This is a genomic window from Microbacterium sp. A84 (assembly GCF_051842815.1).
In the GTDB taxonomy this organism is placed as follows: Bacteria; Actinomycetota; Actinomycetes; order Actinomycetales; family Microbacteriaceae; genus Microbacterium.
Map to the genome: position 1 here is coordinate 290,550 of NZ_JBPXMS010000001.1, position 12,657 is coordinate 303,206.

Below are 12,657 nucleotides of genomic sequence, written 5' to 3' on the forward strand. Positions count from 1 at the left end.
CAGCTGCAGGCTCAGGCTGAGCATATGACAGGGACGAAAATCGGCATCATCTGGAATCCGTCGAAGATCGATGAGGGCGAGCTGCGCTCCGCCGTAGACGCGCACCTCACCGGAACCGCCGGCGACGAAGTCACCGTTCAGTGGTGGGAGACGAGCAAGGATGATCCTGGTCTCGGTATGGCGAAGGATGCGGTGAAAGCAGGGTGCACGACGGTGATCGCCGTCGGCGGCGACGGTACCGTGCGTGCCGTCGCGGAGGCTCTCGCTGGAACCGAGGTCACGCTCGGCATCGTGCCGCAGGGGACCGGGAACCTGCTGGCTCGCAACCTCGAGGTGCCGCTCGATGATATCCCTGCAGCGCTTGCGCGGATCAGCACAGGTGATCCGCGGACGATCGATCTCGGCTGGGTTGAATTCAACGGCGAGGAGCGGGCTTTCGCGGTCATGGTCGGGTTCGGCGTCGACGCGCAGATGCTGGTCGAAACCGACGACGACTTGAAGGATCGTGCGGGCTGGCTCGCCTACATCGAGGCGATGGGGCGTGCGATGGCTGGCACCGAGATGACCAGCATCACCATGACGATCGACGGGGGAGAACCGCAGGAACTCCGGGGACACACACTGTTGATCGGCAACTGCGGAATGGTGCAGGGAGGCATTCGTCTTCTGCCGGATGCCAAGGTTGACGACGGGGTGCTCGACCTTCTGCTCGTGAGTGCGGACGGCGCACTGCAGTGGCTGGACACCGCGCGTTCGGTGATCTGGGATAACGGCATCCGCCGCCTCTTCAAGGGCGAGGAAAGTGCAGTGAGCACGGAGTCGACCCGGCACCTGACAGCAGAGCGCGTGAAGATCGAGCTCGAGACGCCGCTCGCCTTTGAAATCGACGGTGAAGAGGTCGGTGAGGTCTCCGCATTCGAGGTGCGGGTGCAGGCCGGCGCGCTGCAGGTGCACTGAGCACGCGCACTGCGACAGCGGGAAGGCACCACGTGAGTGCAATATTCGAGACGCACACTGATCTGACCGTGGCAGGAGGCCCGGTGCGGTTGTATCGGGGAGGCAACATCAAGGGTCCGCCTCTGCTTCTCCTGCACGGCGCGATGTTCGACACCGCACGGGGAGTGTGGCGAGAAGTCGCCCCGGCGCTTGCCGCTGATTACCATGTGCATCTCATCGACATGCCCAGGCACGGCGGAAGCCGGCCCTGGCGCGGAACGCTGGACGATGTGTTCTACCGGCGATTCATCCATGAGCTGCTCGATGCGCTCCAGCTGGAGCGGGTGGCGCTGATCGGACTGTCGATGGGCGGGGGTATCGCGGCCGGGTATGCAATCGATCATCCGGAACGAGTGAGTGCGCTGATCGCCATCGGCCCTGGAGGCATCGGCGCGAAACGTCAGGCGCAGTTCATCACCTGGCTGAGCATCCGCACGCCCGGTGTGATGCGGATGACCACCTGGTATCTGGCACGGTTTCCGCAGGCGATCAGGAAATCGATGCTCGGGTTCCTCACGGCTGGCGCGGACACCCGGGGTTTCGAGACGATCGTCGATCTCGTCACCGAAGAAGCGCAAGCCAAGCAAGAGCATCGAGAGCGGGCGCTGGACGATTGGCAGATCCGATCCTACGGACCATTCTCGATGCGCCTCGATCTGCTCCCTTTGTTGCACAAGCTGTCCGTGCCGACGCTCTGGATCCGTGGTGACAAGGACCAGCTCGTCGGTCACGCCGAGCTGGTGGCCGCTGCCGACGCCGCGCCCGCCTCTCGCCTGGTCACGATGACGGATGCCGGTCATATCGTCACATACGACCAGCCCGACGAGTTCAACCGGCTGGCCCGCGAGTTCCTGGCCTCGGCGATCGCCTCCTCGGCGTAGCGTTCACGACAGAGCCCCGGTCCGCACCGGCCCCTCCATGGAGAGGCCCGTGAAGAACCGGGGCATTGGATGTCTCGTCAGCGAGTGTTACACGCCGTAGTAGAGCTCGAACTCGAACGGGTGCGGGCGCTGTGCAGTCGGAATGATCTCGTTGTCGATCTTGTAGGAGATCCAGGTCTCGATCAGCTCTTCCGTGAACACGCCACCCTCGAGCAGGAACTGGTGATCCTCACGCAGTGCCTCCAACGAGTCGAGCAGCGAGTTCGGAACCTGCGGGATGTTCTTGGCTTCCTCGGGCGGAAGCTCGTACAGGTCCTTATCGATCGGCGCGAGCGGCTCGATGCGGTTCTTGATGCCGTCAAGGCCTGCCATCAGCTGGGCGGCGAACGCGAGGTACGGGTTGCTGGAGGCATCAGGAACGCGGAACTCGATGCGCTTGGCCTTCGGGTTCGAGCCGGTCAGCGGGATCCGAATCGCAGCCGATCGGTTTCCGGCGGAGTACGCCAGGTTCACCGGTGCCTCGAAGCCCTTGACCAGACGGTGGTAGCTGTTCAGCGAGGGGTTCGTGAACGCGAGGACCGCGTTCGCGTGCTTGAGCAGGCCACCGATGTACCAGCGGGCGAGGTCACTGAGCTGGCCGTAACCTGCCTCGTCGTAGAACAGCGGCTTGCCGTCGCTCCACAGCGACTGGTGGGTGTGCATGCCAGAGCCGTTGTCGCCGTACAGCGGCTTCGGCATGAAGGTGACCGTCTTGCCCCACTGCTCGGCAGTGTTCTTGACGATGTACTTGAACTTCAGGATGTCATCCGCCGCGTGCACCATCGTGTCAAAGCGGTAGTTGATCTCCTGCTGGCCACCGGTGCCGACCTCATGGTGCGAGCGCTCGAGGGCGAAGCCCGCCTCGATGAGGTTGAGCGTCATCTCATCGCGCAGGTCCGCAGTCTTGTCGACTGGTGCGACCGGGAAGTAGCCACCCTTGTAGGGCGTCTTGTTGCCGAGGTTGCCGCCTTCTTCTTCGCGGCCGGTGTTCCACGCGCCCTCTTCGGAGTCGACGCTGTAGAAGCTCGAGTTCGAGTTCACCGAGTAGCGGACGTCGTCGAAAATGTAGAACTCGGCCTCTGGCGCGAAGAACGCGGTGTCGGCGATGCCTGTGGAGGCCAGGTACTTCTCGGCCTTCTTGGCGACCTGACGGGGGTCCTTCGAGTAGATTTCGCCGGTGCGCGGGTTATAGATGTCGAAGAGCATCACGAGGGTGCTCGCCTCGCGGAACTGGTCGACGTATGCGGTCGTGACATCCGGGATGAGCTGCATGTCAGATTCGTGGATGCTCGCGAAACCACGGATCGAGGAACCATCGAACAGCTGGCCTTCGGTGAAGAACGCCTCATCGACGGTCGCTGCGGGGATGTTGAAGTGCTGCTGCACGCCGGGCAGATCAGTGAAACGGATGTCAAGGAACTTGACGTCGTGTTCCTTGATGTAGCTCAGCACCTCGGACGAATCAGTGAACATGTATCACTCCTGGGTAATGCGGATTTTTGTCTTCAGACCTAAACGAAGATTAGGCGGGAGGGATTACTCCGCCGTGTCTTCCTTGTTTCGGCCATGTTACAGACCCTCGGTAGACTTGAACCGTGACGGATGCTCAGAACATGTACCCCGGAGAGCGTCTTGGCTTTCCCAAAACCGGCACCGGAAGCATCGGCAGGGTCGGCCGCAGGATCGGCGCTCTCGCTATTGACTGGGCCGCTGCGGTGATCATCTCGGTGGCGTTCTTCCAATACGACTCGATCGCCACGCTGCTGATCTTCGCGATCGTACAGATCGTGTTCATTCCGACGCTCGGCGGTAGCCCTGGGCACCGCATCCTCGGCATGCGACTGGTGATGTTGAACGGAGCCTGGGTGGGGCTGTGGCGTCCGCTGGTACGCACGTTCCTGCTGGTGTTGGTCATCCCGGCCGTCATCTGGGATCCAGATCAACGAGGCCTGCACGACAAGGCCGTGGGCGCGGTATTGATCCGGGCGTGACGTGAATCAGAGGCGACCGCGGTTGCGATGCCGCGCTTCCTTCGGGGCACGTCCGCCGAGGAACGAACGTGCAGGATCGATGATGAACCCGCGTCGCAAGGCCTCGCGGCCAATCAGCATTCGAAAGCCCATCTCGTCGCGGTTGCTGAGCGTCACCTCGGAGACGATCAATCGCTCAACGAGACGGATCGCGAGCAGTACGACCAAACGTTGCTGCGCATGGCCGGAGGAGCTTCGGATCTCCCGGCGATCATGGACAGGACACTCCACGAACGTGGCATCCGCATCGGTGTCCTGCCAGGGATTCACGCGGAAGCGCACCCATTCCTCGCCCTCGCGTTCGAACTCTTCGATATCGAACGCATGCAGAGACGACGTGCGTGCGCCGGTGTCAATCTTGGCTTTGATCCAGTCGACACCCGCATCCGGCAGGCTCACCCATTCACGCCACCCCGTAAGAGTGTTTGAATGAGAAGTCCTATCCACTCGATACATCTTGGCAGGAAAAGTTCGTGAAGCTTGCAGTTCTCTCTCGTGCCCCGCACGCCTACTCGACGCAGCGACTACGCGCGGCCGCACTTCAGCGTGGTCACAACGTCAAGGTACTGAACACACTGCGGTTCGCGATCGATCTGACCGCAGACGAACCTGACCTGCATTTTCGGGGCAAGCAGCTGAGCGACTATGACGCGATCCTGCCTCGCATCGGCAACTCGATCACGTACTTCGGTACCGCCGTCGTGCGCCAGTTCGAGCAGATGGATGTCTACACGCCCAATACGGCGAACGGTATCTCTAACGCGCGAGACAAGCTCCGTGCGAACCAGATCCTCTCGCGCCACAACATCGCGATGCCACCGACCGCATTCGTACGCAACCGCGCCGATGTGCGACCAGCGATCGAGCGCGTAGGCGGTGCGCCCGTCGTCATCAAGCTCCTCGAGGGTACGCAGGGGATCGGCGTGATCCTGGCACCCCAGGTCAAAGTTGCCGAAGCGATCATCGAGACCCTGCATTCCACCAAGCAGAACGTGCTGATCCAGAAATTCATCGCCGAGAGTCGGGGACGAGACATCAGGGCGCTGGTCGTGGGAGACCGTGTGGTCGCTGCCATGCGGCGCGTGGCGGCCGGCGACGAGTTCCGCTCCAACGTGCACCGCGGCGGCAGTGTGGAGCCTGTCGAGCTTGACCCGATCTATGAGCAGGTCGCCGTCCGCTCCGCGCAGATCATGGGGCTGCGCGTCGCCGGTGTCGACATGCTCGAGGGCGACGACGGTCCGTTGGTGATGGAGGTCAACTCCTCGCCGGGGCTGCAGGGAATCGAGCAGGCCACGAACCTCGATGTCGCCGGCGCCATCATCGACTACATCTCGGCGCAGGTGGCGTTCCCCGAGATCGACGTGCGCCAGCGACTCACCGTGTCGACCGGATACGGCGTTGCAGAACTGCTCGTGCACAACGCCGCAGAACTGGTCGGAAGAACGCTGGGCGAATCGGGCCTGTGGGAGCGGGACATCACAGTGCTCACGCTGCACCGCGGGGTCGGCGTGATTCCGAACCCGCGAAAGCACGTCGTCCTTGAAGCGGACGACCGCCTGCTCTGCTTCGGAAAGCTCGACGAGATGCGCGGGATGATTCCTGAGCGTCGGCGACGCCGCGCGAAGGTGCGACGACTTCCCAAAGAGCCGTTGAGCTGACAGCGACCCGGTTCAGGGCCGGTACCTGCTCAACGCGGGCGCTGTGCCCGAACCTTGGTCGGGTCGATGCCCTTCGGGATCGGCAGCGATGAGACCGACTGTGAGACCGAGTCAATACGGCGGATGACGGCGGCCAGGGTGGTCTTGTTGATCGCCTTCGGAAGCTTCTTGATGGTCTTCGCGAGGTCGGCGATCGCGACGTCCTCTTCGCCGTGACCGACGTAGAAGACGTGCACGGGGACGCCGTGTGCGACGCGCTGCGCCTTGGTGCGTTCTTCGTTGACGAGCCGTGTGAGCCGCCCGCGTGTGCCTTCACCGACGACAACGATCCCGCCGCGGCCGATGGCGCGATAGACCGCTTCCTGCGTCTTCGGGTTGATGCCGACCGGGGTATCCGATGCCTGCCAGTTGCGGCCGAGGCTGGAGCTCAGGACGTGGCCGGAAGCCCCGGGCATGCCATCGATCTTGGCGTACATGGCCTTCGTCGACAGGCGTGTCATCAGGAACAGTGCTCCGAGGACACCGAGCATCAGACCGGTGACGGCCCAGAGGACGAGAGTCCATACCTGGAATGGCGGAATGATGTATCCGATGACAAGTCCGAGCAGAACGCCGCCGACGAGGATCGCGATCTGGGCCCAGGGCAACCAGCCGTACACCTCACGGGTGAACCGGAACAGGGACTTGATCTGGGAGAAGAACCCAGGACGCTTCTCGGGTTCTGGAGCACTCTTAGCCATGCATACAAGACTACCGACTCGGCGGCGCCTGAATGTGCGCGTTCGCGGGAGGCGCACTGGTTCTGCACATTTCGGTCGGTGAGATATCTGTCCACATTTTCGCGTTCTCACCCTGCCGACCTTCAGGATCCGATGTGATGAAGCGATGACCGAGACGAATACTGTCGCAGATCGTTCGTCGTTGGTGCCTGGGGCCCATCGACTGATCCGTGCTGTGGACGGGCGAGAAGGCCCATTTGCCGGCGCGCTCGTCACGGGGGATGACGGTATGGCAGTGTGCGTGGATGCTGAGTCGCTCGCCAGTTGGGATGGGTGGGCGTTCTCGGATGCCGAACACATCTGTGGGGTGATGGATGTTCGTCGTCGCACCGACGGTCATGATGTGCTCCTGCCATGGTGCACGCAGCGTGTGGAGACGTTCTTGGGGCGCAGGCAGGTCGCCGAGGCACGGCTCACGGCGGGCGAGTTGGGAACGCTCGTCGTGAGTCTGCTTCGTGGGATGCGTGAGCTGGGAAACGAGGCAGACAGTGTGATCGGCTGTTGGTGGCTGACCAATGACGGGCGGCCGCTGTTCGTGCATGGCGAGGGCGGAGCCGCTCGAGCAGGCACCGCAGCCCTCGTCGATCGGGTCATCCAGCACAACACGGACCGTGCCACGGTGCGCATCCTTGAAGAGATCGCGGCGGCATTGCGTCAACCGCGTCACCACGTCGCGGATGACCAGCGGTGGGAGGAACAGCTGTTCGCGCTTGCGGCACCGCGTGCACTCAGGCTCGACGTCTTCGCGCCGGAGCGCGCCGCTGATATCGTCGCGCACCGGATGCCGAGAAGGGTTGTTCCTCTTGACGCACCTGGCACCCGTCGAGCGAGAAGTAGAGCGTTGCGACCGAGGCGCGATCTCCGTAACCGTGTGAGAGAGCGTGTCCTCGACGCCAGCGAACGGGGGCGGGTGTTGCTCGGACACTTCCGGCGGGATGAAGCCCGCACAGCAGTCGACTCGCCGAAGGCCTCTCGTCGAAGACCGCTGATCCTGGCCGGATCCCTCGCCGCAGCAGTGCTGGTGGTGGGGCTGATGTGGCCAAGCGGAGATAGCTCAGACGGTGCGAATGCGGAGACGGCGGAGACGGTGGTGCCGACGGCGCCGGGAACGACCGAGATCGAGGAATCGGTGGAGGAGGCAGAAGCACCACCCGCGGAAGAATCGTCGGCTCCCGACGAGCCTAGTGATGCCGCTGTCAGCGAAGACGATGCGCTGGGTGCCGTCCCCGCGTTGCTGGATACGATCCGGGCCTGCGTGGATGCAGCGGCACAAGTGTGCCTCGATGCGGTTGCGGAAGGCGCGCGAATGCCGACGGAAGGTGCCGCGGGTGAGGGTTCGGATGCGAGCACAGCAGCGCTGGTCGACGACTACGGTGATGTGGCTGTCATCAGGCTCACACCGGTGGGCGCCGATCCTGCTTCGGCAGGGGAGCAGATGCTGGTGTTGGAGCGCCGGAACGACATCTGGCTGGTGCGCGACGTGTATGACGTCGCGCACCAGCCAGAGTGAATGCGTGCCTGTGCTCAGGCGCCGAGGTTGCCTGCGAAGTTCGCAGCCTCAAGGCGCGCCTTCATCGCTCCGAGGAAGCGTGCAGCGTCTGCGCCGTCGATGATGCGGTGGTCGTACGACAGTGCAAGGTAGACGTACGAACGGACAGCGATCGCGTCGACGCCATCAACCTTGACCAGACCGGGCCGCTTGACGACCGTGCCGGTGCCAAGGATTGCGGACTGCGGCAGGAACACGACAGGCGTGTCGAACAGCGCGCCACGTGAACCAGTGTTGGTCAACGTGAACGTGCCGCCGGCAAGCTCATCGGGCTTCAGCTTGTTGTCACGCGTGCGTGCAGCGAGATCAGCGATCTCGTGCGCAATCTGAGCAATGGTCTTCGATGCAGCATCACGCAGCACCGGAGTGAGCAAACCGCGCTCGGTGTCGACTGCGATCGAGACGTTCTCCGTCGCCGGATAAACGATGTTCTCGCCATCGACGGTGGAGTTGACGATCGGGAATGCCCGCAGGGCCTCCGCCGTGGCCAGGGCGAAGAACGGCAGGAAGGAGAGCTTGTCGCCCGTCTTCTGCAGGAATTCTGCCTTGACGCTGTCGCGGTAGTTCGCCACGCCCGTGACGTCTACCTCAACCACGGTGGTCAGCTGAGCAGTCTGCTGCATCGACTCGACCGCGCGCTTTGCGAGGACCTTGCGAAGACGCGACATCGGCTGGGTCGTGCCGCGCAGCGGCGAGGCCTCGAGCTGTGCGGGGGCAGCAACGGCAGCCGCCGCGGCCGGAGCAGCGCTTTTGGCTTCAGCGGCCTTCAGAACGTCTTCCTTGCGGATGCGTCCACCGACGCCGGATCCGGTGACAGCCGCCAGATCGACACCCTGCTGGGAGGCGAGACGACGCACAAGTGGAGTGACGTAGATGCCGTCGTTGCTGTCTGCAGCTGCGGCGGGTGCAGGAGCAGCCGGTGCGGCAACAGCAGGTGCCGCCGGAGCAGCCGGTGCGGGTGCAGCCGGAGCAGGAGCAGCAGGAGCCGGAGCAGCCGGTGCGGGTGCAGCCGGTGCGGGCGCTGGAGCCGGGGCAGCCGGAGCAGCTTCAGCGACAGGCGCAGCCGGAGCAGCTTCAGCGACTGGAGCCGCAGGAGCGCCAGAGCCGACACGGGCGAGGACGCTGCCGACGGCGACCGTCTCGTCTTCAGCGGCCAGGATTTCCTGGAGCACGCCAGCGACCGGCGAAGGGATCTCGGTATCGACCTTGTCGGTCGAGATCTCCAGCAGCGCTTCGTCGACGGCAATCTCGTCGCCGATCTGCTTCAGCCAGCGAGTGACGGTGCCCTCGGTGACGCTTTCGCCCAGCTCGGGGAGCACGATATCGGTCGTGTCGCCAGCGGGTGCGGCAGCTGCCGGTGCAGCCTCAGCAGCAGGTGCGGACGCAGGAGCCGGTGCAACCTCAGCTGCCGGTGCGGCGACAGGGGCAGGCGCGGCGGCCGGAGCCACCTCGGCCGGTGCGGGCGCAGCCTCTGCGGCTGCCGGAGCATCCGCTGCGGGTGCGGTACCGCTGCCATCGCCGATTCGGGCCAGAAGCGCGCCTATCTCAACGGTGTCATCTTCGGCGACCAGAATCTCTTCGACGATGCCAGCGACCGGCGAAGGGATCTCGGTGTCGACCTTGTCGGTCGAGATCTCCAGGAGGCCTTCATCTGCCTCAACGGTGTCTCCCACCTGCTTCAGCCAGCGGGTGACCGTACCCTCTGTGACGCTCTCACCGAGAGCGGGGAGGACCACGGATGTGCTCATGACGGAGTCTCCTTCAAGAATGTTTGTGACGTATTCAGCTTAGTGACCCTGACACCGTTTGGTGTTCAGAGGGCGTGCAATGGTTTTCCGGCGAGTGCGAGGAATGCCTCGCCCAGGGCCTCGCTCTGCGTGGGGTGCGCATGGATGAGCGGGGCGAGGTCTTCGGGGTGCGCTTCCCAGGCAACGGCGAGCTGCCCTTCAGTGATGAGCTCACCCACACGATCGCCGAGAAGGTGCATACCTACGATAGGCCCGTCCTTCAGTCGCACGACCTTGACGAGGCCGCTTGTACCGATGATCTCGCTCTTGCCGTTTCCGGCGAGGTTGTATTCGTAAGATATGACCGAGTCCGCACCGTGCTCGGCGATGGCAGCCGCTTCGGTGACTCCCACTGATGCCACTTCCGGGTTGCAGTAGGTGATCTTGGGAATCTGCGATTCGGGGATCGGCGCTGGCGAGAGCCCACTGATGCGCTCTGCAACGGCGATCCCCTGCAGGAATCCACGGTGTGCCAGCTGGAGTCCTGGGACGATGTCGCCGACCGCCCAGATGCCGGGAACACCGGTGCGAAGCTCTGGATCAACGATGACAAATCCGCGATCCATAGTGACGCCGGCATCCTCGAAACCGAGACCTTCGGTGACGGGTCCGCGGCCGACAGCGACGAGCAGGTACTCACCGCTGAAGCTCTGACCGTCTTCGAGTGTGATGGTCACACCGGAATCATCCTGTGTTGCAGATTGAAAACGCGTGCCGAGGGAGTATTTGATGCCCCTGCGCCGGAACGCGCGCTCCAGTCCCTTGCTGAGCGCGATGTCTTCGTTGGGAACCAGATGTGGAAGTGCCTCGATGATGGTGACCTCGGCGCCGAAAGAGCGCCATACGCTGGCGAACTCGACTCCGATCACCCCTCCGCCGAGTACGAGAACGCGCTCCGGGATGACATCGAGTGCGAGGGCCTGCTCGCTGGTGAGGACTCGGCCACCGATCTCCAGTCCCGGCAATGACCGACTGTACGACCCCGTGGCGAGCACGACATCGGCGCCCACGTACACATCGTCGCCGACGCTCACACTGCGGTCCTTGTTCAAACGACCCGTGCCGGCGATGGTGGTGATGCCACGCGCCTTGATCAGGCCTTCGAGACCCTTGAACTTCTTGGCGACGATGTTCTCGCGGTATGCGCGCACACCGGCGGCGTCGACGCCTTCGAACGTTGCCGTGACCCCGACGGACGCCGCGTCACGGACATGTTCTGCCACCTCGGCGGCATGCAGCAGCGCCTTCGTCGGGATGCAGCCGCGATGCAGGCAGGTGCCACCGACCTTGTCCTTCTCGATGAGCGCGACGCTTTTGCCGAGCTCAGCTGCCCGCAGGGCGGCGGCGTATCCGCCGCTGCCGCCACCGAGCACGACGATGTCGAAGGTGTGAGTGGTCATCATGACTCCTTGGCAGTTGCCTCTGCGAATGCGACCAGCGATCGAACTGTTGCGCCCGTTGCGCCCTTGTCTGTGAAGCCGAACGGTGCGCTGTTGTGCTCAGCGGATCCGGCGACGTCGAGGTGGACCCACGGAATGCGCGGAGCATCCTCTGCATCGCTGGTGCGGCCGATGAAGCGCTGCAGGAAGAGGCCAGCAAACATCGAACCACCGGCACGGTCGCTCATGTTGGCGTTGATCATGTCAGCGATGGGGGAGTCGAGGCTGTCTTCCATGTACTCCGGCAGCGGCAGCGGCCAGGCGAGCTCGCCGGCCGTTTCAGAAGCCGCGAGGTACTTGGTGACCGCCGCGTCATCGCCCATGACACCGGTGTGTCGGTGGCCGAGCGCGACAAGGATCGCGCCGGTGAGGGTGGCGACGTCGAAGATCACATCGGGCTTCTCCCGGCTCGCGGCGACCAGTCCATCGGCGAGGACGAGCCGGCCCTCGGCATCGGTGTTCAGTACCTCAACGGTCGTGCCGTCCAGCATCCGCAGCACATCTCCTGGGCGTGTCGCCTTTCCGGAGGGCATGTTGTCGGTGATCAGCATCCAGGCGGTGACGCGCACCGGCACGCGGAGCTCGGCGATTGCGCGGATGGAGGCGAGCACCGTGGCGGAGCCTGCCATGTCGAACTTCATTCCGACCATGCTGGCGGCGGGCTTCAGCGAGAGCCCACCCGTGTCGAAGGTGATGCCCTTGCCGACCAGCGCGATGTGGCGGGTTGAGTCGGCCGGCGAGTACTCGAGGCGCACAACGCGCGCCGGGCGGTCCGAACCCTGAGCGACGCCGAGAACGCCGCCGTATCCCTGTGCGGCAAGTGCCTTCTCATCAAGTACCTCGACAGTGACATCGAGTCCGGCGACAGCATCGACGGCACTCTGCGCGAGATCAGCCGGGCTCTGCCATTCCGCCGGCACCGATACGAGATCCTTCACCAGTGCGAGAGCCTCGCCGAGAATTCGTGCACGGGATACGTCGTCGTCGGTGATCGTCGAGCTGTGCACAGCGACGGTCGTTGCGCGTGACTTGCCCGGCTTCGCGCGGTACCCCTCGAACCGGTAGCCGCCGAACGCTGCGCCCTCAGCGGCTGCGGCCGCGAACTCATCGAGCGGCCCGGCGAGGCCGAGCGCGACGTTCTCGAATCCGGTCAGCGTACGCAGCGCGGCGCCAGACGCGTCGCGGACCGATGCAGCGTTCACAGTGCTGCCGGTTCCGACTACGGCGAAGGGGAGCGTCGTGAGCGACGGCAGATGCACGCGGGCGAATGCCGCCGCGGCGCCAGTGAAGCCGATCCCGCTCAGGACCTCTGCAAGGCCGGGATACGCATCCAAGGCCTGGGGGAACGCGGTGGTGTCCGGAACGACGAGCACTGCTGCGTCGGCAGCGCCCCCGGGAAATGGATCAATGGTGTGCGAGAGCGCAGGAAGCGACATGCATCCATCCTATGCGCCCGGCTGGCCCATGCCTCCAGATGTGTTCGCTGTGAGCATCACGAT

At 64.0% G+C, this 12,657-nt stretch carries 11 protein-coding genes; 5 read left to right on the forward strand and 6 right to left on the reverse strand.

All coding sequences use genetic code 11. The annotated features are described in order from the left end of the window. The first annotated feature begins 24 nt into the window (after positions 1–24). Positions 25–957: a diacylglycerol/lipid kinase family protein gene (locus tag ACSU04_RS01445; RefSeq protein WP_439278108.1), complete on the forward strand. Its 933-nt coding sequence runs from the start codon at positions 25–27 to the stop codon at positions 955–957. Positions 958–989: 32 nt separating this feature from the next. Next, the gene (locus tag ACSU04_RS01450; RefSeq protein WP_439288196.1) at positions 990–1,877 is read left to right on the forward strand and encodes an alpha/beta fold hydrolase; all 888 of its coding nucleotides are present in this window, start codon (positions 990–992) and stop codon (positions 1,875–1,877) included. 87 nt (positions 1,878–1,964) lie between these two features. Here the strand turns inward: ACSU04_RS01450 and glnA are convergent, their stop codons facing one another. Continuing rightward, the gene (glnA, locus tag ACSU04_RS01455; protein WP_439278110.1) at positions 1,965–3,389 is read right to left on the reverse strand and encodes a type I glutamate--ammonia ligase; all 1,425 of its coding nucleotides are present in this window, start codon (positions 3,387–3,389) and stop codon (positions 1,965–1,967) included. 140 nt (positions 3,390–3,529) lie between these two features. Between glnA and ACSU04_RS01460 the strand changes: the two genes are divergently transcribed. Then, positions 3,530–3,907, forward strand: coding sequence for an RDD family protein (locus ACSU04_RS01460; RefSeq protein WP_439278664.1), 378 nt, complete (start codon positions 3,530–3,532; stop codon positions 3,905–3,907). A gap of 6 nt (positions 3,908–3,913) precedes the next feature. Here the strand turns inward: ACSU04_RS01460 and ACSU04_RS01465 are convergent, their stop codons facing one another. Beyond that, positions 3,914–4,402, reverse strand: a complete 489-nt coding sequence (locus ACSU04_RS01465; RefSeq protein WP_439278111.1) for an ATP-dependent zinc protease family protein — start codon at positions 4,400–4,402, stop codon at positions 3,914–3,916. A gap of 17 nt (positions 4,403–4,419) precedes the next feature. Here ACSU04_RS01465 and ACSU04_RS01470 point away from each other — a divergent pair, with 17 nt between their 5' ends. Further along, positions 4,420–5,604 (forward strand): RimK family alpha-L-glutamate ligase, encoded by a 1,185-nt coding sequence (locus tag ACSU04_RS01470; protein WP_439278112.1) that lies wholly within the window; start codon positions 4,420–4,422, stop codon positions 5,602–5,604. Positions 5,605–5,633: 29 nt separating this feature from the next. Here ACSU04_RS01470 and ACSU04_RS01475 read toward each other — a convergent pair whose 3' ends face one another. Continuing rightward, positions 5,634–6,344 (reverse strand): DUF4191 family protein, encoded by a 711-nt coding sequence (locus ACSU04_RS01475; RefSeq protein ID WP_439278113.1) that lies wholly within the window; start codon positions 6,342–6,344, stop codon positions 5,634–5,636. Positions 6,345–6,489: 145 nt separating this feature from the next. On the opposite strand from ACSU04_RS01475, the gene ACSU04_RS01480 reads away from it, so the two are divergent. Next, a complete protein-coding gene (locus ACSU04_RS01480) occupies positions 6,490–7,893 on the forward strand; it encodes a hypothetical protein (protein ID WP_439288197.1) in 1,404 nt (467 codons plus the stop codon). Positions 7,894–7,907: 14 nt separating this feature from the next. Here ACSU04_RS01480 and sucB read toward each other — a convergent pair whose 3' ends face one another. The 3 genes from sucB to ACSU04_RS01495 form a co-directional block, all read right to left on the reverse strand. Beyond that, a complete protein-coding gene (gene sucB, locus ACSU04_RS01485) occupies positions 7,908–9,680 on the reverse strand; it encodes a 2-oxoglutarate dehydrogenase, E2 component, dihydrolipoamide succinyltransferase (RefSeq protein WP_439288198.1) in 1,773 nt (590 codons plus the stop codon). Between the two features lie 65 nt (positions 9,681–9,745). Beyond that, the gene (lpdA, locus tag ACSU04_RS01490; RefSeq protein ID WP_439278116.1) at positions 9,746–11,119 is read right to left on the reverse strand and encodes a dihydrolipoyl dehydrogenase; all 1,374 of its coding nucleotides are present in this window, start codon (positions 11,117–11,119) and stop codon (positions 9,746–9,748) included. Next, positions 11,119–12,594: a leucyl aminopeptidase gene (locus ACSU04_RS01495; RefSeq protein WP_439288199.1), complete on the reverse strand. Its 1,476-nt coding sequence runs from the start codon at positions 12,592–12,594 to the stop codon at positions 11,119–11,121. The genes lpdA and ACSU04_RS01495 overlap by 1 nt, the downstream gene beginning before the upstream one ends. Positions 12,595–12,657: the final 63 nt, after the last annotated feature.